The 19,908-nt window shown below is 70.1% G+C and carries 17 protein-coding genes; 6 read left to right on the plus strand and 11 right to left on the minus strand.

Annotated features, from left to right (window positions below; all coding sequences use genetic code 11):
• Nucleotides 1–200 precede the first annotated feature (200 nt).
• Genes ACIRF8_RS16900 through ACIRF8_RS16920 form a run of 5 tightly spaced genes read left to right on the plus strand, consistent with a single transcriptional unit; the run spans nucleotide 201 to nucleotide 5,109 of the window.
• On the plus strand, nucleotides 201–1,022 hold the full coding sequence (locus tag ACIRF8_RS16900) for an ABC transporter ATP-binding protein (protein ID WP_404215467.1): 822 nt from the start codon (nucleotides 201–203) through the stop codon (nucleotides 1,020–1,022).
• Entirely contained in the window at nucleotides 1,019–1,837 is an 819-nt protein-coding gene (locus ACIRF8_RS16905; protein WP_404215469.1) for an ABC transporter ATP-binding protein, read from the plus strand. The genes ACIRF8_RS16900 and ACIRF8_RS16905 overlap by 4 nt, the downstream gene beginning before the upstream one ends.
• On the plus strand, nucleotides 1,834–2,724 hold the full coding sequence (locus ACIRF8_RS16910; RefSeq protein ID WP_404215471.1) for a branched-chain amino acid ABC transporter permease: 891 nt from the start codon (nucleotides 1,834–1,836) through the stop codon (nucleotides 2,722–2,724). The genes ACIRF8_RS16905 and ACIRF8_RS16910 overlap by 4 nt, the downstream gene beginning before the upstream one ends.
• On the plus strand, nucleotides 2,717–3,835 hold the full coding sequence (locus ACIRF8_RS16915; RefSeq protein WP_404215473.1) for a branched-chain amino acid ABC transporter permease: 1,119 nt from the start codon (nucleotides 2,717–2,719) through the stop codon (nucleotides 3,833–3,835). Before ACIRF8_RS16910 ends, ACIRF8_RS16915 begins: the two co-directional genes overlap by 8 nt.
• A complete protein-coding gene (locus ACIRF8_RS16920) occupies nucleotides 3,832–5,109 on the plus strand; it encodes an ABC transporter substrate-binding protein (RefSeq protein WP_404215475.1) in 1,278 nt (425 codons plus the stop codon). Before ACIRF8_RS16915 ends, ACIRF8_RS16920 begins: the two co-directional genes overlap by 4 nt.
• An 81-nt stretch (nucleotides 5,110–5,190) precedes the next feature.
• Here ACIRF8_RS16920 and pssA read toward each other — a convergent pair whose 3' ends face one another.
• The 9 genes from pssA to ACIRF8_RS16965 all read right to left on the minus strand — a co-directional run bounded on the left by pssA (nucleotide 5,191) and on the right by ACIRF8_RS16965 (nucleotide 16,155).
• The gene (gene pssA, locus ACIRF8_RS16925) at nucleotides 5,191–5,970 is read right to left on the minus strand and encodes a CDP-diacylglycerol--serine O-phosphatidyltransferase (RefSeq protein WP_404215921.1); all 780 of its coding nucleotides are present in this window, start codon (nucleotides 5,968–5,970) and stop codon (nucleotides 5,191–5,193) included.
• A 73-nt stretch (nucleotides 5,971–6,043) separates the two neighbouring features.
• Nucleotides 6,044–6,700 carry a phosphatidylserine decarboxylase gene (locus tag ACIRF8_RS16930; protein ID WP_404215478.1) on the minus strand — a complete coding sequence of 219 codons (657 nt, stop codon included), beginning with the start codon at nucleotides 6,698–6,700 and terminating at the stop codon, nucleotides 6,044–6,046.
• Nucleotides 6,701–6,884: 184 nt separating this feature from the next.
• The gene (locus tag ACIRF8_RS16935) at nucleotides 6,885–8,090 is read right to left on the minus strand and encodes an acyl-CoA dehydrogenase family protein (protein ID WP_404215480.1); all 1,206 of its coding nucleotides are present in this window, start codon (nucleotides 8,088–8,090) and stop codon (nucleotides 6,885–6,887) included.
• Between the two features lie 2 nt (nucleotides 8,091–8,092).
• Nucleotides 8,093–8,605 (minus strand): MaoC family dehydratase, encoded by a 513-nt coding sequence (locus ACIRF8_RS16940; RefSeq protein ID WP_404215482.1) that lies wholly within the window; start codon nucleotides 8,603–8,605, stop codon nucleotides 8,093–8,095.
• 7 nt (nucleotides 8,606–8,612) lie between these two features.
• Nucleotides 8,613–9,575: an HpcH/HpaI aldolase/citrate lyase family protein gene (locus tag ACIRF8_RS16945; protein ID WP_404215484.1), complete on the minus strand. Its 963-nt coding sequence runs from the start codon at nucleotides 9,573–9,575 to the stop codon at nucleotides 8,613–8,615.
• Complete coding sequence (locus tag ACIRF8_RS16950; protein WP_404215486.1) at nucleotides 9,572–11,620, minus strand: protein meaA; 2,049 nt, start codon at nucleotides 11,618–11,620, stop codon at nucleotides 9,572–9,574. Before ACIRF8_RS16950 ends, ACIRF8_RS16945 begins: the two co-directional genes overlap by 4 nt.
• Nucleotides 11,621–11,642: 22 nt before the next feature.
• On the minus strand, nucleotides 11,643–12,980 hold the full coding sequence (gene ccrA / locus ACIRF8_RS16955; RefSeq protein WP_404215488.1) for a crotonyl-CoA carboxylase/reductase: 1,338 nt from the start codon (nucleotides 12,978–12,980) through the stop codon (nucleotides 11,643–11,645).
• Between the two features lie 468 nt (nucleotides 12,981–13,448).
• Nucleotides 13,449–14,279, minus strand: a complete 831-nt coding sequence (locus ACIRF8_RS16960) for a TetR family transcriptional regulator (protein WP_404215490.1) — start codon at nucleotides 14,277–14,279, stop codon at nucleotides 13,449–13,451.
• Nucleotides 14,280–14,364: 85 nt separating this feature from the next.
• Nucleotides 14,365–16,155, minus strand: coding sequence for a 3-hydroxyacyl-CoA dehydrogenase family protein (locus ACIRF8_RS16965; RefSeq protein WP_404215492.1), 1,791 nt, complete (start codon nucleotides 16,153–16,155; stop codon nucleotides 14,365–14,367).
• Nucleotides 16,156–16,506: 351 nt separating this feature from the next.
• On the opposite strand from ACIRF8_RS16965, the gene ACIRF8_RS16970 reads away from it, so the two are divergent.
• Entirely contained in the window at nucleotides 16,507–17,079 is a 573-nt protein-coding gene (locus ACIRF8_RS16970) for an adenylosuccinate lyase (RefSeq protein ID WP_404215494.1), read from the plus strand.
• 13 nt (nucleotides 17,080–17,092) lie between these two features.
• Here the strand turns inward: ACIRF8_RS16970 and ACIRF8_RS16975 are convergent, their stop codons facing one another.
• Both ACIRF8_RS16975 and ACIRF8_RS16980 read right to left on the minus strand, forming a co-directional pair.
• Complete coding sequence (locus ACIRF8_RS16975; RefSeq protein WP_404215496.1) at nucleotides 17,093–18,676, minus strand: alpha/beta hydrolase; 1,584 nt, start codon at nucleotides 18,674–18,676, stop codon at nucleotides 17,093–17,095.
• Nucleotides 18,677–18,798: 122 nt separating this feature from the next.
• Entirely contained in the window at nucleotides 18,799–19,845 is a 1,047-nt protein-coding gene (locus ACIRF8_RS16980; RefSeq protein ID WP_404215498.1) for an Rv2578c family radical SAM protein, read from the minus strand.
• Nucleotides 19,846–19,908 lie beyond the last annotated feature (63 nt).

Raw genomic sequence — 19,908 nt, forward strand, 5'->3', positions numbered from 1 at the left:
CGACGGCAAAGGACTCATCCGCCTGTCCGGAGGATGCCATCCCGCGGCCGTCCCCGGCAGGCCCCTGACACGGGGTCTTGTGCGCGCGCACAACCGAGGCGGGCGGGGGCTGGGCCCACGCAGCGATTCGGGGGCCGCCCGTGGACGGGCCGCTCGCGCGGTGCTGTCGTGAGCGCCACCGGTCCAGGAAGGGACACAGAGTGACCGATGCACAAGGGGAGGGCCTCGCCGTCGACGACGTGTCGGTCGGCTACGGCCCCGTACGCGCCCTGCGCGGGGTGACGATCAAGGTGCCGCAAGGCTCCGTCGTCACCGTGCTCGGCGGCAACGGCGCGGGCAAGACGACGCTGCTGCGCGCCGTCTCGCGCACGCTGGGATTTCACGGTGGGACGGTCACCTCCGGCGAGGTGCGGTTCGGCGGGCGCCGGACCAGCGGGCTCTCCGCCGACCGGGTGGTGGCCGCGGGAGTCTGCCAAGTACCCGAGGGGCGGCGGGTGTTCGCCCGGATGACCGTCGCCGACAACCTGCGGGCCGGCGCGCTCGGCTCGACGGGATCGCGCGCCGACAAGGCCGCGGCGCTGCGCCGCGTCCACGAACTGTTCCCCGTCCTCGCCGACCGGGCGGGACAACGCGCCGGGCTGCTGTCCGGCGGCGAACAGCAGATGCTGGCGGTCGCCCGCGCCCTCATGGCGGGCCCCCGCCTGCTCCTGCTCGACGAACCCTCGCTCGGCCTCGCCCCGCTGATGGCGGCCCGGATCGCCGACACGATCCGCGAGATCAACGCCCAGGGCGTCTCCGTCCTCCTCGTCGAGCAGAACGCGGCGCTCGCCCTGCGCCTCGCCTCGTACGCCTACGTCCTGGAGGTCGGCGAGATCACCCTGCACGGCCCCGCGGACGAACTGGCGGGCTCCGACGAGGTGCGCCGCCGCTACCTGGGCGTCGTCGACGAGACGGCCGCCGCGGACGCCTCGGGAGGCGCCTCGCACGCACCGGCGCTGCGCCGCTGGGGAGGTACCCGATGACCACCGCGACCGACACCCGCGTCCTGCCGCTGAAGGTGCGGGACCTGACCGTCCGGTTCGCCGGGCTCACCGCCCTCGACGCCATCAGCCTCACCGTCGAACCCGGCACGGTGCACGCCGTCATCGGGCCCAACGGCGCGGGCAAGTCGACCTGCTTCAACGTGCTGTCCGGCGTCTACCGGGCCACCTCGGGCACCGTCCACCTCGGCGACCAGGAGCTGACCGGGCTGCCCCCGCACCGCATCGCCGGACTCGGCGTGGCCCGCATCTTCCAGAACCTCGCCCTGCCGCCGCGCACCACGGTCGCCGACAGCCTGCTGCTCGGCCGCCACCGGCTGACCTGCACGGGCTTCCTCGCCGCCGGGCTGCGTCTGCCCTCCGCCGTCCGCGAGGAGCACCTCCACCGCGAACGGGTGCGGGAGATCGCCGAGTTCGTCGGCATCGCCGACCAACTCTCCACCCCGACCGGGGTGCTGCCCTACGGGCAACAGAAACTCGCCGAACTCGCCCGCGCCCTGTGCATGGAGCCCAGCGTGCTGCTGCTGGACGAACCCGTCGCCGGGATGACGGCCGACGAACGGCGCCGCACCGCCGCCGTCATCGCGGGCGTCCGCGACAGCCTCGGCATCTCCATCGTCCTGGTCGAACACGACATGGGAGTCGTCATGCGCCTCGCCGACGAGGTCACGGTCCTGGACTTCGGCCGCCGGATCGCCGGCGGGCCGCCGGACCGCGTCCAGAACGACCCGGCGGTCGTCCAGGCCTACCTGGGCGCGCCCGCCGACGGCGACACGGACGGGGAGGCCTCCGCGTGACCACGTTCCTCGAACTCCTCCTCAACGGCCTGTCGATGGGCTCGGTGTACGCGCTCATCGCCCTCGGCTTCGTCGTCATCTTCCGCGCCACCGAGGTCGTCAACTTCGCCCACGCCTCCCTGCTGCTCGCCGGCGGCTACGTCACCGCCTCGCTCCACGACGACATCGGCTTCTGGCCCGCGCTCGGCGTCGGCATCGCCGCGGCGGCCGTCGTCGGCGCCGCCGTGGAGTTCTTCGTCATGCGGCGCTACCGCGGACACGACCACAGCGTCCTCGCCATCGTCACCATCGGCGTCGACATCCTGCTCACCACCGAACTCACCCGGCGCCTGGGCACCGACGTGCTGTCCATGGGCGACCCGTGGGGCGACGCCGTCCTCACCGTCGGCGGGGTGTCGATCGCCCACACCCGGATCGCCGCGTTCGTCACCGCGGGCCTGCTCATCACCACGTTCCTGCTCGTCTTCCGCTACACGTCGTGGGGCGTCGCGATGCGCGCCGCCGCCGAGAGCGGCGAGACGGCCGCGCTGATGGGCGTACGCCTGCACAGGGTGTCGCTCAGCGCCTGGGCCGTGGCGGGCGGGCTCGCCGCCGTCGCCGCACTGTTCCTCTGCGTGTTCCCGACCCCCGGCCTGGAACGGGCCACCTCCCTGGCCGCGCTGAAGGCCTTCCCCGCCGCCATCCTCGGCGGCCTCGACTCCACCACGGGCGCGCTCGTCGGCGGCCTCGTCGTCGGCGTCACCGAGTCCCTCGCCACCGGCTACCAGAGCGAACTCGCCTTCATGGGCAGGGGGCTCGGCGATCTCGCGCCCTATCTCGTGATGACCGTGATTCTCCTGCTGCGGCCCTCGGGCCTGTTCGGCACGAAGGAGCTGGCCCGTGTCTGACACCCTCGCCGCCGCGAAGGCCACACAGCCCCCCGCGTCCCACCCCTCGGTCCGGACGCTGTTCACCCGCCGCCGCACCTACGCGCTGGCCGCCTGCGCGCTGCTGCTGCTCGCCCTGCCGTTCTACCTCGACCGGTTCTGGCTCCAGGCGGGCCTGTTCGCCATGGCCGCCGCGATCGGAGCCATCGGGCTCAACCTGCTCACCGGCGCCACCGGCCAGCTCTCCATGGGCCACGCCTTCTTCCTCGCCGTCGGCGCCTACGGATACTGCGTCTTCGCGGGCGAGCGCGGCGAGGAGCTGAACGGTCTCGGGCTGCCGCCATGGCTCGCCGCCGTCCTCGCGGTGGTCGTCGCCGGGATCGCGGGCGGCCTCTTCAGCCCCATCGCGGGCCGCCTCCAGGGCGCGTACCTCGGCATCGCGACACTCGCGCTCATCTTCATCGGGCAGCACGTCCTGTTCAACGCCGAGAGCCTGACCGGGGGCGCCAACGGACGCGACGTGCCCGCCATGAGCCTGTTCGGGCTCACCTTCGACGACGAGGCGCTCACCGTCGCGGGCGTGCCGTTCGGCTCCGCGGAGAAGCTCTGGTACCTGGGGCTCCTGCTCACGCTCGGCTGCGGCCTGTTCGCCCGCGGTGTGCTGCGCGGCAGGCCGGGCCGCGCCATGAACGCCATCCGCGACCACCGCATCGCCGCCGGCGTTCTCGGGGTGCCCGTGGCCCGCTACCGCGGCGCCGTCTTCGTCCTGTCGTCGATGTACGCGGGCCTCGCGGGGGTGCTGCTCGCGCTGATCTTCCAGCGCACCGTGCCCGACTACTTCGGCATCACGCTCTCGCTCGAATACCTCGCCATGATCGTCATAGGCGGGCTCGGCTCGGTGGCGGGCGCGGTCGTGGGCGCCGCGTTCGTCTCGCTGCTGCCCCAGATCCTCACCCGCTACAGCGACGCCCTGCCGCTCGTCTCCGCCCCCGGCACCGGAGGCGTCGCGCCCGGCGAGGCATCCCGCTACCTCTACGGCGCCGCCGTCGTGGCAGTGGTCCTTTTCCTTCCGGGCGGCCTCGTGCAACTGGCCGCCCGGCGTGTTCGGAAACACCCTCAGGAGGAGTCATGATCGCCCGTACTGGCCGCACTCGCACGCTCACGGTGACCGCCGTGGCCGCGCTGCTCGCGCTGACCGCCGCGTGCAGCTCCAAGGCCGAGGACGGGGGAGGGGACGACGACCAGCAGAGCGCGGACGGGATAAAGACCGGCAAGGGCATCTCGGGCAAGACGATCGACCTCGGCGTCCTGACCGACATGACCGGCGTGTACGCGACCCTCGGCAAGAGCGTCACCCAGGCCCAGCAGCTCTACGTGAAGCAGACCAACGCCGACGGCGGGATCTGCGGATACCAGTTGAAGCTCACCGTCCGCGACCACGGCTACGACCCGCAGAAGGCCGTCGCCGGGTACACCGAGCTGGCGCCGAAGGTGCTCGGCTTCACCCAGTTCATCGGCTCGCCGTTCGTCGCCGCCGTCGAGAAGCGCATCACCGACCAGGACAAGGCCCTCGTCCTGCCGCAGGCCTGGTCGTCGAATCTGCTCGGCAGCCCCTACGTGCGCATCATCGGGTCCACGTACGACATCGAGACGATCAACGCGATCGACTTCCTGATGAAGGAGAAGGGCCTGAAGAAGGGCGACAAGCTCGGTCACGTCTACTTCGAGGGCGACTACGGCGAGAGCGCCCTCAAGGGCTCGACGTTCATGGCGAAGGAGACCGGTCTGACCGTCGTCGAGCAGAAGATCAAGCCGACCGACAACGACATGACCGCCCAGGTCGCCGCCCTGAAGAAGGCGGGCGTCAAGGGCATCGTGATCAGTGCGGGCCCGCGGCAGGCGGCCTCGCTCGTCGGTGTCGCCGCCGCCGCGAAGCTGAACGTGCCGGTCATCGGCAACAACTCGGCGTACTCCCCGCAGCTCCTGGGCACCCAGGCGGCCCCGGCCCTGCTCGCCAACTATTACGTGGCGTCGCCCTCGCTGCCCATCGGCGCGGACACCCCGGAGGCGAAGAAGCTCGTCGCCGACTACAAGAAGGCGTATCCGAAGGACGGGCTCGACAACGGCGTCGTCGCCGGCTGGACCGCGGCGGGCGTCTTCGGCGCGGCCCTGAAGAAGGCGTGCGAGAACAAGGACCTCACGCGTGAGGGCGTCGACAAGGCGCTGCTCTCCATGAGCGGCTACGACATGGGCTTCGGCGTCGACCAGGACTTCACCGACCCGAAGGCCCCGTCCTCGGCCAAGTCGGTCATCCTCCAGCCCGAAAAGGCCGCTGTCGGCGGTCTGAAGGTGGTCCGTGAGCCCGGGGAGGCCGCGGAGGCGAAGGCGTACACACAGGCCCCGTAGAACCCGTAGAAGGGGTACGCGAAAGCGGTGGGCCCGAGCCTTTCGGCTCGGGCCCACCGCTTTCGTCCGTTCCGCGGCGGGTTACGGCTGGGCCGCGCGCGCCTCACGCCGGTTGTCCCGGAAGTTGTTCACGCGGCGGGCCGTCGCGAACAGCGGGATCACCGCGCCGAGGACGAGCTGGAGCGCACAGCCGGTCTGGAGCAGGAGCTGCCCGCCGGGGGCGTCGAACGCCCAGGCGGCCAGCAGGCCCATGCTCAGCACGATCCACGAGAGCATCGCGACGGCGAGGCGGCCCCGCGGCTTCGGGTACTCGACGCGGCTCACCATCAGCCACGCGGTGCCGATGATCGCGAGGAGCGTCGCCACGAAGGGCAGCTCCAGGAGGACGATCGAGACGACCGTCAGCGCGCCGAACGGCGAGGGCATGCCCTGGAAGGTGCCGTCCTTCACCGTCACGCACGAGAACCGCGCGAGGCGCAGCACCACCGCCAGGAGCACCACGATCGCCCCCACCGCCGCGACTCTCTGGTGCGCGTCGTTGGCGACCATGCCGTAGACGAGCACGAAGTACGCGGGGGCGAGACCGAAGCTGATCAGGTCCGAGAGGTTGTCCAGCTCGGCGCCCATCGGCGACGAACGCAGCTTGCGGGCCACCAGACCGTCGAACAGGTCGAAGATCGCGGCGGCCAGCATCAGGATCACGGCGGTCGCCGCGCTGCTGCGGGCCATCCCCGAGTCGTTGCTGCCCTGGATGTGCGGGATCAGAATGCCGGTCGTCGTGAAGTAGACCGCCATGAAGCCGCACGTGGCGTTGCCGAGGGTGAGGGTGTCCGCTATCGACAGGCGCAGGGAGAGCGGCATCTCCTCCGCGTCGTCCGCCACGCCGTCCGCGCCGTCACCGGGCACCGGCACCCAGCCGGCCTGGGTCTCGGGGTCAGTCACGGTCAAGTCGAGTCACCCCTGCCACGGTCTTCTGGCCGACCTCCACGTCGATCTCCACGCCCTCCGGCAGGTAGATGTCGACGCGGGAGCCGAACCGGATCAGACCGATGCGCTCGCCCTGCTCCACCTTCGTGCCCCGGGGGACGTACGGCACGATGCGGCGGGCGACGGCGCCGGCGATCTGGATCATCTCGATGTCACCGAGTTCGGTGTCGAAGTGCCAGACGACGCGCTCGTTGTTCTCGCTCTCCTTGTTGAACGCCGGGACGTAACCGCCCGGGATGTGTTCGACGGAGGTCACGGTGCCCGCCAGGGGGGCGCGGTTGACGTGGACGTTCAGCGGGCTCATGAAGATCGCGACGCGGGTGCGGCCGTCCTTCCACGGCATGATGCTCTGCACCACACCGTCTGCCGGGGAGATGACCCGGCCCTGGGCGATCTCGCGCTCGGGGTCGCGGAAGAACCACAGCATGCCGGCCGCCAGAGCGGTGGTCGGGACGGCGAGTGCTGCTGCCTTCGTTGAACGGCGCGATCGGGCCAGGCTCAGGGCAGCCGTGGCGACGGTCGGGAGAAGCCACGGCGATGCTCCGCGCGCAAGGCGACCACCGAGGAAGCCGTCGCGAGGTGCAGAGGTTTGGCTGTGGGGCATGGATGACCTTCGTAGCGGATGAGGCCGCGCTGGTTACGGGGGGACGGCGGCTTTTCCGAGGAATGCTATCGGTTGCGAGCCGCAACTGGGCAAGCCAGGAAGCCGAGTCGGCGGCTGAAGAGTGTTGACGGGGTGTGATCTTCTTCGCGAAGAAAACACCCCGAACTAGGACATCTCGCCAGGCTCAGCCCTGGAACCGATACTCTTCGAGCAGACGACGACCAATGATCATTTTCTGGATTTCGGCGGTACCTTCACCGATCAACAGCATCGGCGCCTCGCGGTACAGACGCTCGATCTCGTACTCCTTGGAGAACCCGTATCCACCATGGATCCGGAACGCGTCCTCCACGACTTCCTTGCAGTATTCGGAGGCCAGGTACTTGGCCATTCCCGCTTCGAGGTCGTTTCGTTCCCCCGAGTCCTTTTTGCGTGCCGCGTTCACCATCATCGCATGGGCGGCCTCGACCTTGGTGGCCATCTCGGCGAGCTTGAACTGGATCGCCTGGTGCTGGGCGATGGGCTTGCCGAAAGTGTGACGTTGCTGGGCATAGGAGACGCCGAGTTCGAAAGCACGCTGCGCGACGCCGCAGCCACGCGCCGCCACATTCACACGGCCGACCTCCACGCCGTCCATCATTTGGTAAAACCCTCGGCCGGTCTGTCCGCCAAGTACACGATTGGCCGGAATGCGTAGGCCGTCCATGATCAACTCGGTGGTGTCGACACCCTTGTACCCCATCTTGTCGATCTTCCCGGGGATGGTGAGGCCGGGCCGGACCTCTCCGAAGCCGGGCTCCTTCTCCACCAGGAAGGTCGTCATCGACTTGTGCGGGGCGGTCCCCTCGGGATGACCTTCGTCACTCCGCGTGAGAACCGCCACAAGCGTGGACGTGCCGCCGTTGGTCAGCCACATCTTCTGACCGTTCAGGACGTACTCGTCGCCGTCCCTGACCGCCTTCGACGTGATGGCCGACACATCCGAGCCGAGCGCCGGCTCCGACATCGAGAAGGCGCCGCGCACCTCGCCCAGCGCCATCCGCGGCAGGAAGTACTCCTTCTGCTCCTGTGTGCCGTGCTGCTTGAGCATGTACGCCACGATGAAGTGCGTGTTGATGATGCCGGAGACCGACATCCAGCCCCGCGCTATCTCCTCCACGCACAGCGCGTACGTGAGCAGCGACTCGCCGAGACCCCCGTACTCCTCGGGGATCATGAGCCCGAAGAGGCCCAACTCCTTGAGCCCGTCGACGATCTCCTGCGGATACTCGTCGCGGTGCTCCAGCTCGGTGGCGACCGGAATGATCTCCTTGTCGACGAAGTCCCGCACGGTGGCCAGGATTTCCTGCTGGACGTCGGTGAGACCGGCGGTCTGGGCGAGTCGCGCCATGGCTACTTCTCCTGCTCCTTGAGCTGGGGGCGGCCCGGCTGTTCGCCGCCGCGCTCCTTGATGTACGTCTCGGTGGGCACCATCACCTTGCGGCGGAAGACGCAGACGAGCGTGCCGTCCTGCTTGTAGCCCTTGGTCTCGACGTGGACGATCCCGCGGTCCGACTTCGACCGCGAGGGCGTCTTGTCGAGGACCGTCGTCTCGCCGTAGATCGTGTCGCCGTGGAAGGTGGGCGCCACGTGCTTCAGCGACTCGACCTCCAGGTTGGCGATCGCCTTGCCGGAGACGTCCGGCACCGACATGCCGAGCAGCAGGGAGTAGATGTAGTTGCCGACGACGACGTTCTTGCCGAAGTCCGTCGTCCGCTCCGCGTAGTTGGCGTCCATGTGGAGCGGGTGGTGGTTCATCGTCAGCAAACAGAAGAGGTGGTCGTCGTACTCGGTGACCGTCTTTCCCGGCCAGTGCTTGTAGACGTCCCCGACGGTGAACTCTTCGTAGGTGCGGCCGAATTGCATGGGTGCGTCACGCCTCCGGGGCTTCGAACTTCGACGTGCGCCGCATGCCGGCCGCACGCCCCTTCCCGGAGATGACGAGCGCCATCTTCCGGCTGGCCTCGTCGATCATCTCGTCGCCGAGCATCGCCGAGCCCTTCTTGCCGCCCGCCTCGGACGTGTAGTACTCGTACGCGTCCAGGATCAGCTCGGCGTGGTCGTAGTCCTCCTGCGAGGGCGAGAACACCTCGTTGGCCGCCTCGACCTGGCCGGGGTGCAGCACCCACTTGCCGTCGAAACCGAGCGCCGCCGCGCGCCCCGCGACCTCGCGGAACCCGTCCACGTTCTTGATCTGGAGGTAGGGGCCGTCGATCGCCTGGAGGTCGTTGGCGCGGGCCGCCATCAGGATCTTCATCAGGATGTAGTGGTACGCGTCCGCGCCGTAGCCGGGCGGCTGCTCGCCGACGACCAGCGACTTCATGTTGATCGACGCCATGAAGTCGGCCGGGCCGAAGATGATCGTCTCGATGCGCGGGGACGCCTGCGCGATGGCGTTCACGTTGTTCAGGCCCTGCGCGTTCTCGATCTGCGCCTCAATGCCGATCCTGCCGACCTCGAAGCCCATCGTCTTCTCGATCTGGGTGAGGAGCAGATCGAGGGCCACCACCTGGTCGGCGCTCTGGACCTTCGGCAGCATGATGCAGTCGAGGTTCGGGCCCGCGCCCTCGACGACGGTCACGACGTCGCGGTAGGTCCACTCGGTCGTCCAGTCGTTGACCCGCACGACGCGCGTCTTGCCCGTCCAGTCGCCCTCGTTGAGGAACTTGACGATGGTGTGCCGGGCCTCCGGCTTGGCGAGCGGCGCGCAGGCGTCCTCCAGGTCGAGGAAGACCTGGTCGGCCGCCAGACCCTGGGCCTTCTCCAGGAAGCGGGGGTTGCTGCCGGGGACGGCGAGGCAGGAGCGGCGCGGTCGGAGCCGGTTCACCTGGGTCATGCGGGGACCTCCAACGGGTCGAGGTTGTTCGCTAGCCGGATCTCGTCGACGATACGGCCGATGATCTCCGTGATGCCGAAGTCCTTGGGGGTGAAGACGGCGGCGACACCCGCCCGCTTCAGATCCTCGGCGTCGGCGTTCGGGATGATGCCACCGACGATCACCGGGATGTCGGGGGCGCCCGCCTCACGCAGGCGGGTCAGGACGTCCGGCACCAGCTCGGCGTGCGACCCGGACAGGATCGACAGGCCGACGCAGTGCACGTCCTCGGCGAGCGCGGCGGACACGATCTGCTCCGGGGTGAGCCGGATGCCCTGGTAGACCACCTCGAACCCGGCGTCACGGGCCCGCACGGCGATCTGCTCGGCGCCGTTGGAGTGGCCGTCGAGCCCCGGCTTGCCGACGAGCAGGCGCAGCTTGCCGCCGAGCTCGTCACCGGTGCGGCGGACCTTCTCACGGACCAGGGCGAGCGGCGTGCCCTCCTCGGCCGTCACGGCGACCGGCGCGGACGAGACCCCGGTGGGCGCCCGGAACTCGCCGAACACCTCGCGAAGGGCCCCCGCCCATTCGCCGGTCGTGACCCCGGCGCGGGCGCATTCGAGGGTGGCCTCCATCAGGTTCTCCGTGCCGGCCGCCGCCTCCTTCAGGCGCTCCAGGGCCTGCTGGGTGGTCGGGTAGTGGAACGGGTCGCCCATGCCCTGGCGGTCGCTCGACTCCTGACGCGTGGTGCGCCACTCGCCGATCGCCCGCACGACGCGCGCCTCGACCTGGTGGTCGACCGTCATGATGGCGGCGTCCAGATCGGCGGTGAGCGGGTTCGGCTCGGTCGTCTCGTGGATGTTGACGCCGACGATCTTCTCCTCGCCGCTCTCGATCCGGGCCCGCCGCTCGGCGTGCGAGGAGACGAGCTGCGACTTGAGGTAGCCCGACTCGACGGCGGCCATCGCGCCGCCCATCTCCTGGATCCGGTCGATCTCGGCGAGCGACTCGGCGACCAGCGCGTCGACCTTCTTCTCGATGACGTGGCTGCCCGCGAAGATGTCCTCGTACTCCAGGAGGTCGCTCTCGTGGGCGAGGACCTGCTGGATACGGAGCGACCACTGCTGGTCCCAGGGGCGAGGCAGCCCCAACGCCTCGTTCCACGCCGGGAGCTGGACGGCGCGGGCGCGGGCGTCCTTGGAGAGCGTCACGGCCAGCATCTCCAGGACGATGCGCTGGACGTTGTTCTCCGGCTGGGCCTCGGTCAGACCCAGCGAGTTGACCTGGACGCCGTAGCGGAAGCGGCGCTGCTTCGCGTTCTCGATGCCGTACCGTTCGCGCGTGATCTGGTCCCAGATCCGCCCGAACGCCCGCATCTTGCACATCTCCTCGATGAAGCGGACGCCCGCGTTCACGAAGAAGGAGATGCGGGCCACGACGTCCCCGAACTTCTCGGCGGGGACCTGCCCTGAGTCGCGTACGGCATCGAGAACGGCGATGGCGGTGGACATCGCGTACGCGATCTCCTGGACCGGTGTGGCCCCCGCCTCCTGGAGGTGGTACGAGCAGATGTTGATCGGGTTCCACTTGGGGATGTGGGAGACCGTGTAGGCGATCATGTCGGTCGTCAGGCGCAGGGAGGGGCCCGGCGGGAAGACGTGCGTCCCCCGCGACAGGTACTCCTTGACGATGTCGTTCTGCGTCGTGCCCTGAAGCGTGGCGATGTCCGCGCCCTGCTCCTCGGCGACGACCTGGTAGAGCGCCAGAAGCCACATGGCGGTGGCGTTGATGGTCATCGAGGTGTTCATCTGCTCCAGGGGGATGTCCTGGAACAGGCGCCGCATGTCACCGAGGTGGGAGACCGGCACACCGACCCGGCCGACCTCGCCGCGGGCGAGGATGTGGTCCGGGTCGTAGCCCGTCTGGGTCGGCAGGTCGAAGGCGACCGACAGACCCGTCTGGCCCTTGGCGAGGTTGCGCCGGTACAGCTCGTTGGACGCCTCGGCCGTGGAGTGACCGGCGTAGGTGCGCATCAACCACGGCCGGTCCTTCTGACGCTCAGTCATCAGACGTTGCTCCCCCGGGAGTTCAGACGTTGCGGAAGCGGTTGATGGCGTCGATGTGCTGGGCCCGCTTCTCGTGGTCGCGCACGCCGAGGCCCTCCTTCGGCGCGAGCGCGAGGACGCCGACCTTGCCCTGGTGGAGGTTGCGGTGCACGTCGTACGCGGCCTGCCCGGTCTCCTCCAGGGAGTACGTCTTCGACAGCGTCGGGTGGATCTTGCCCTTGGCGATCAGGCGGTTGGCCTCCCACGCCTCGCGGTAGTTGGCGAAGTGCGAGCCGATGATCCGCTTCAGGGACATCCACAGGTAGCGGTTGTCGTACTCGTGCATGTAGCCCGACGTGGAGGCACAGGTGGTGATGGTGCCGCCCTTGCGCGTGACGTAGACGCTGGCGCCGAAGGTCTCGCGGCCGGGGTGCTCGAAGACGATGTCGATGTCCTCGCCGCCGGTGAACTCGCGGATGCGCTTGCCGAAGCGCTTCCACTCCTTGGGGTCCTGGGTGCGCTCGTCCTTCCAGAACTTGTAGCCCTCGGCGTTGCGGTCGATGATCGCCTCTGCGCCCATCTTCCGGCAGATGTCCGCCTTCTGCTCGCTGCTCACGACGCAGACGGGATTGGCGCCACCGGCCAGCGCGAACTGCGTGGCGTACGAGCCGAGGCCGCCGCTGGCGCCCCAGATGAGGACGTTGTCGCCCTGCTTCATGCCGGCGCCGTTGCGGGAGACGAGCTGCCGGTAGGCGGTGGAGTTCACCAGGCCAGGGGCGGCGGCCTCCTCCCAGCTCAGGTGGTCCGGCTTCGGCATGAGCTGGTTGGACTTGACGAGCGCGATCTCGGCGAGGCCGCCGAAGTTGGTCTCGAAGCCCCAGATGCGCTGCTCGGGGTCGAGCATCGTGTCGTTGTGGCCGTCCGAGGACTCCAGCTCGACGCTCAGGCAGTGCGCGACGACCTCGTCACCGGGGTTCCAGGCGTTCACGCCGGGCCCGGTGCGCAGCACGACGCCCGCGAGGTCGGAGCCGATGATGTGGTAGGGCAGGTCGTGGCGCTTGGTCAGCTCGCTGAGACGGCCGTAGCGCTCCAGGAAGCTGAAGGTGGAGACCGGCTCGAAGATCGAGGTCCACACCGAGTTGTAGTTGACCGAGGAGGCCATGACGGCCACGAGGGCTTCGCCCGGGCCGAGTTCGGGCACCGGCACCTCGTCCAGGTGGATCGACTTGCGCGGGTCCTTCTCGCGGGTGTCGAGCCCGGCGAACATCTCCGTCTCGTCCTTGTGCACGGTGATCGCGCGGTACGAGTCGGGCAGCGGCAGGGCGGCGAAGTCGGCAGAGGTGGCGGTCTGCGACTGGATCGCGTCCAGGATTTCCTTCACGGTGTTGCCTCCGGCGAAGAGCGTTGAGGGGAACGCTGAGTCGGGGTTGTGGCTGCGGGTGGGTGGTGCGTGCCGTCGGTTCGGCGGGGTGGAGCGGTGGCAGCGCTCGGTGTGGCGCGGAAGGTTGCCTGTGACGCAGGCGTCCGGGCGCGCACATCACGGTCGGTCGCGGTGTGCGGGGACAGCCGGCGTACGGAAGTTCTCTGTACGCCGGCCGCCCGGACTTCCTTCAACGTATGGCACACGGTGACAGGTCGCAAGGCACTGCGTGCCATCAATTTCGCTCAGGTGAAATCTTTACGTAACAGGTGAGCGATGATCGATCATTCGAGGTCAGAGGCGGGTTACTCGGGCGTATAGGGATCGATGATCGATCAGTCCGCGTCGCGAGTCCCGGACCGGGGCATGCAGAAGGCCCCTGACCTGGCACTGCGTGCCAGGTCAGGGGCCGGGTGGTGCGAAAGGGTTCTAGCGGTTGCGGAGGGCTTCCTCGATGGTGCGCATCACCTCGGGGAGCGGCGCGTCGGTACGGGCCACCGCCACCAGCACCTCACCGGAGTGCGCGACCTGCGCGGTGGGCGCGGCGGCGGCCGTGCGACCGGCCCCGATGCCGCTGCCGAAGGTGCGGCGCACGATCGCGAAGGCGCGGTCGAGCTGGGCCTCCACGTCGCCCTGGCCACCGGCCCGCAGCCAGCGGCGCAGCACGTGGTTGTGGGCGGTGACCACGGCCGAGGCGGCGACCTCGGCGAGCAGCGGGTCGTCGTTGCCGTCGTGGTGGGCCTGCTCGTCGAAGTGGCCCAGCAGATAGCGGGTGAACAGGCGCTCGTAGCGGGCGACCGAGGCGATCTCGCGCTCGCGCAGCGTGGGCACCTCCCGGGTCAGCCGGTAGCGCTCCACGGACACCGCGGGCGAGGCCGCGTACATCTTCATGACTTCCTTGATGCCGCGGCACACGGTGTCGAGCGGGTGCTCGAGCGGCGGCGCCGCGTTCAGGACGGCCTCGGCGCGCACCAGGGTGTCGTCGTGGTCCGGGAAGATCGCCTCTTCCTTCGAACGGAAGTGGCGGAAGAAGGTGCGGCGGGCGACGCCGGCCCGCGCGGCGATCTCGTCGACCGTCGTCGCCTCGTACCCCTTCGTGGCGAACAGTTCCATCGCCGCGGCCGCCAGCTCACGGCGCATCTTGAGCCGCTGAGCGGCCGCCCGGTTGCCGGCGGCGCTCTCCGGGGCGTCGGAGGTGGCGGGAGCGGGGGAGGGCTGGGCGGCCTTATGAGCGGGCGTCATGCCCCGAACGTACTGCATGTACGTTCCCGGACGCTCCCCGGTGAGCGGGCCGCCCGGTGCTCCGAGCAGCCCGCCCCAGCCGGCTCCGCCCCCCGCGTCCGGCTCAGCGCCGGGCATATTCGCGGAAGCCACGGCCCGTCTTGCGGCCGAGGCAGCCCGCGGCCACCAGGTGTTCGAGCAGCGGAGCGGGCGCGAGACCCGGGTCGCGGAACTCGCGGTGCAGCACCTTCTCGATGGCGAGGGAGACATCGAGGCCGACCACGTCGAGCAGTTCGAACGGGCCCATCGGGTAGCCGCCGCCGAGCTTCATCGCGGCGTCGATGTCGTCGAGCGAGGCGTAGTGCTCCTGGACCATCTTGATCGCGTTGTTCAGGTACGGGAACAGCAAAGCGTTCACGATGAAACCGGCGCGGTCGCCGCAGTCCACCGGGTGCTTGCGGACGCGCAGGGTCAGATCGCGGACGGTGGTGTGCACGTCGTCCGTGGTCAGCACGGTCCGCACGACCTCGACGAGCTTCATCGCCGGGGCCGGGTTGAAGAAGTGCATGCCGATCACGTCCTGCGGGCGCGAGGTGGCCCGGGCGAGCGCGACGACGGGCAGCGACGAGGTCGTGGTGGCGAGTATCGCGCCGGCCTTGCAGACCTTGTCGAACGTCGCGAAGAGCTGCTGCTTGATCTCCAGGTCCTCGGCGACGGCCTCCAGGGCGAGGTCGACGTCGGCGAACGCGTCGTAGGACCCGGCGGGTGTGATCCGCCCGAGCGTCTGCGCGGCGGCCTCCGCCGTCATCCGGCCCTTGTCGACGGAGCGCGAAAGCGACTTGTCGATACGGGACTTGGCCTTCTCGGCCTTCTCCTCGCTGCGGGCCGCGAGGACCACGTCGTAGCCCGCCTTGGCGAAGACCTCGGCGATCCCGGACGCCATGGTGCCGGAGCCCGCGACCCCGACCGAGCGGACCGGGCGCGTCCGGCCCGCGGTGTCCTCGGCGGACGGCGTCAGGGCGTCGCGCACCACGACGGAGCTGCCCGGCTCCTCGTACGTGTAGAAGCCGCGGCCCGCCTTGCGCCCGGTCAGGCCCGCCTCGCTGAGCTGCTTGAGGACGGGTGCGGGCGCGTGCAGCCGGTCGTGCGACTCCGCGTACATGGCGTCCAGGACGGTGCGCGCGGTGTCGATCCCGATGAGGTCGAGCAGGGCGAGGGGCCCCATGGGCAGGCCGCAGCCCAGCCTCATCGCGGCGTCGATGTCCTCGCGCGAGGCGTACTTGGCCTCGTACATGGCGGCGGCCTGGTTGAGATAGCCGAACAGCAGCCCGTCGGCGACGAAGCCGGGCCGGTCGCCCACCGCGACGGGCTCCTTGCCCAGTTCGAGCGCGAGGTCGGTGACGGCGGCGACCGCGACGGGCGCGGTGAGCACGCTGGAGACGACCTCGACCAGCTTCATCGCGGGGGCCGGGTTGAAGAAGTGCAGGCCGAGGACGCGCTCGGGCCGGGCGGAGTCGGCCGCGAGCCGCGTCACGGACAGCGCGTTGGTGCCGGTGGCCAGGATCGTCTCGGGCCGCACGACCGCGTCGAGGGCCCGGAAGACCTGCTGCTTGATCTCGTACGACTCGGGGACGACCTCGATCACCAGGTCGGCGTCGGCCGCGGCCTGGAGGTCGGTGAACGTACGGAAGCGGGCGAGCAGTTCCGTGCGCTCGTGCTCCGTGAGGTGCTCGCGGCGCACCGCACGCGCCGTCGAGGTCTCCAGCGCCACGACGGCCTGCGCGGCGGCGGTCTCGCTGATGTCGATACCGATGACCTCGCGCCCGGCGCGGGCGAGGACCTCGGCGATGCCGGTGCCCATGGTGCCGAGGCCGACGACGGCCACGGTCGAGATACGGGACAGGGGAGCGTCCATCCGGGAACTCCAGAAGTGAGGGTGACGACCGAGGGCGTACGCGGGAACGCCGGAAAGACCTACGGCGTAGGGCGTACGGAGAGTGAACGTGGCGTGCCGACGCATGCCGCACACGCGAGAACCGACCGGCCCTGTCCCGGAGCCATGTCGTGCTGCTCGAACTTCGGTAGCGCGTACCGAACCGACTGCACCCCCGGCGGCTGCGTCACCAGGCCGCCGGAAGTGGTGCTGCGGGAAGTGTGCCCCGCTCACCTGAGATTAACCGGCGAGTAACGAGCGCGCCAGCCCCCGGTGTTGACCAGTCTCTGTGATCTACGTCGCCGCAGGCCCGGCGCGTCTACCCTCGACGTCATGGACGAAGAGTCGCGAACGGTGACAGAACGCATCCGGAAGGAAGCCGGCGGGACGCCCGCCTTCGACCAGCTCGCCGCCACGCGCGACAGGGACGAGCTGGCAGCGGTGCTCACCGCCCCGCAACAGCCGCTGTGGGCCCGGGAATTGGCGGCCTACCGGCTCGGCATGGCCGGTGATCGCCGCGCCTTCGAGGCCCTGGTCCTGCTCCTGAACCACCGTGATCCGCAGCGCTGCGCGGCGGCGGCGCAGGCGCTGGCGGCCCTGGGCGACCCGCGCACCGCCCGCGCGGCGGCGGCCCTCGCCACGAACGAACTGCGGGTCGCCTACGCGCTGTACCCCGTCCGCCTGCTCACCCAGCTCAGGGCCCCCGAATCGGCCCCGGCCCTGATCACCACGCTCCGCCGCCGCCTCGCGCCGCACGACCCGTACCGCAAGGTGGCCCTCGCCTGCGTGGAGGGGCTCGGCAGCCTCGCGGACCCCCGGGCCCGGGAGGTCCTCAGAGAGGCGAGCACACATCCGCGCCTCGCCATGGCGGCGGCCGCGGCCCTGGCACGTCTCCCCGAAGCCTGAGGGGCCGGGCCGCTCAGCCCCTGAAGCCGAGCAGCCCGTGCAGCGAGGCGCCCTTGGAGGAGGGTGCCGCCGCCTTGGCCGACAGGGGCTTGGGGTCGGGCTGCTTGGCGCACACCGCGTCGGCCTCGCCGTCGCCGCGCGGCACCTTGCCGGACGCGAGGTACGCGGCCAGATGACCGTCCAGGCACGCGCTGCCGCTGAGCGTGATGCCGTGGTTGCCACCGCCCTCCTCGACGACCAGGCTCGATCCGCGCAGCAGGCGATGCATCGCGACACCGCCCTGGTACGGCGTCGCCCCGTCGTCCGTCGCCTGGAAGAGGAGCACCGGCGGGATCGAGGTGTTCGACACGCTCCGCGGACGCAGGGTCCGCGTCGGCCAGAACGCGCAGGGCGCGTTGTACCAGGCGTTGTTCCACGTGGAGAAGGGCGCCTTCTCGTGCACCCGCGCGTTGTCCTCGCGCCACTGGTCCCAGCCGCGCGGCCACCACGCGTCGCGGCACTGCACGGCCGAGTAGACGCTGTAGCCGTTGTCCCCGGACGCGTCGATCGCCGCGAAGTTCTCGTACGCCTCGACCAGCGGGTCCGGGTCCTTGGCCCGCACGTACGACGCGAACGCGTCGGCGAGGTAGGGCCAGTAGCCGTTGAAGTAGCCGCCGGGCAGGAACGTGTCCTCCAGTTCCGCGGCGCCCACCTTCTTGCCCGCGGGCTTCTTCGCCAGCGCGTCCCGCATCGCGTACCAGGCGGCCTCGACCCGGGCCGGGTCCTTGCCCAGCTTGTACGTCGCGTCGTGCTTGGCGACCCAGGCCGAGAACGCCCGGTGCCGCGCGGTGAAGGCGTGGTCCTGCCCGAGGTTGTCCCGGTACCAGACGCCCTCCGGGTCGACGATCGAGTCGAGCACGAGCCGCCGGACCCGCTCGGGGAAGTACTTCGCGTAGACGGCGCCCAGGTACGTGCCGTACGAGTAGCCGAAGTAGTTCAGCCGCTCCGCGCCGAGCGCCGCCCGGATCGCGTCCATGTCCCGGACGGTGCTGACCGTGTCGATGAACGGCAGGACATCCGCGTACTTCTTGCCGCACGCCCGCGCGAACGAGGTCGCGCGGGCGATGCCGGCCCGCTCGATCGCCTCCGTCCTGGGCACGCTCGCCGGCCGCACGGGGGTGAAGTAGCCGGGCTTGCAGTCGAGCGCGGGCCTGCTCCTGCCGACACCCCGCGGGTCGAACCCGATGACGTCGTACTGCGCGGCGACCTTCTTCGGCAGGTTCGACGCCACGAACCCGGCGAGGGTGATCCCGCTGCCGCCCGGTCCGCCCGGGTTCACCAGGAGCGGGCCCTGGGACGCCTTTGCCGTGTGGGGGACCCGCGACAGGGCGAGGGTGATCTGCCTTCCGCGCGGCCGGTCGTGGTCCAGCGGCACCTTCAGCGACGCGCACCGGAGCGCCGGGTACTCCTTCGTGCCGCACTTCTTCCAGGTGACGGCGGCGGCGCGCGGATCGGGCCGGGCCGGGTCGGCGCCCGCCCCCGCGGTACCGGCGGTGGTGACGACCGTGGAGGCGGCCAGCGCGGCGATGCCGCACAGGGCCACTGCGTGCTTCTTCATGGGGTCCTCCCAGGACGGAGGTCAGGACCGCGGATCCACGCTCCTTGCGGGATGTTCCCGCGCGCCCCGGCAGGCGGAATCCGTTCTGCCGGAAGTTGACCCGATCGCCCGCCCGACACGCCTCACAACAGGGTGAGCTGCGTCGGCGCGGGCGCCTCGGGCGTCGCGTCCCGCTCCGGTACGGGCAGCCGCCGCGGCAGCCCCGGGCGCGAGGGCCCGATCCCGTACTCCTCGGCCAGCTCGTGGACCTGGCGCGTCAGCCGCCGCTGGTACCACTTGGGGGCGTACGCGCCCTCCGCGTACAACCGCTCGTAACGGCGCACCAGATACGGGTGGTGCTCACCGAGCCAGGCCATGAACCACTCCCGTGCGCCCGGCCGCAGATGCAGCACGAGCGGCGTCACGGATGTCGCCCCGGCCCGCGCGATCTCCCGCACAGTCGCCCGCAACTGCTCCGGGCGGTCGCCCAGGAACGGGATCACCGGGGCCATCAGCACTCCGCAGCCGATCCCCGCGTCGGTCAGGGCGCGTACGACGTCGAGCCGGCGTTCGGGCGCGGGCGTGCCCGGCTCGACGGTGCGCCACAGCTCCTGGTCGACGAAACCGACCGATACCGAGATGCCGACGTCCGTCACCTCGGCGGCCTGACGCAGCAGATCGAGGTCGCGCAGGATCAGCGTGCCCTTGGTCAGGACGGAGAACGGGTTGGCGTGGTCGCGCAGCGCCTCGATGATGCCGGGCATCAGCCGGTAGCGGCCCTCGGCCCGCTGGTAGCAGTCGACGTTGGTGCCCATCGCGATGTGCTCGCCGTGCCAGCGGCGCGAGGCGAGGTGGCGGCGCAGCAGCTCCGGCGCGTTCACCTTCACCACGATCTGGCTGTCGAAACCGAGCCCGGTGTCCAGGTCCAGATAGCGGTGGGTGTTGCGCGCGAAACAGTAGACGCACGCGTGCGTGCAGCCCCGGTACGGGTTGACCGTCCATTCGAACGGCATCCGGGACGCCCCCGGCACCCGGTTCACGATGGAGCGGGCCCGGATCTCGTGGAAGGTCACGCCGCGGAACTCGGGGGTGTCGACGGTGCGGGTCGTGACCGCGTCCGCGCCGAACAGCGCGGCGTCGGGCGCCCGGCCGTGTTCGGCCCGGTCGTCCGTGAGGTTCTCCCAGCGCATGACGCCTCCTCGGTAGCTCGGGGCCCACAATAGAACACATGTTCCCTTGATCGTGCGGACCGC

It is taken from the genome of Streptomyces sp. NPDC102406, from assembly GCF_044765725.1.
Taxonomy (GTDB): Bacteria; Actinomycetota; Actinomycetes; order Streptomycetales; family Streptomycetaceae; genus Streptomyces.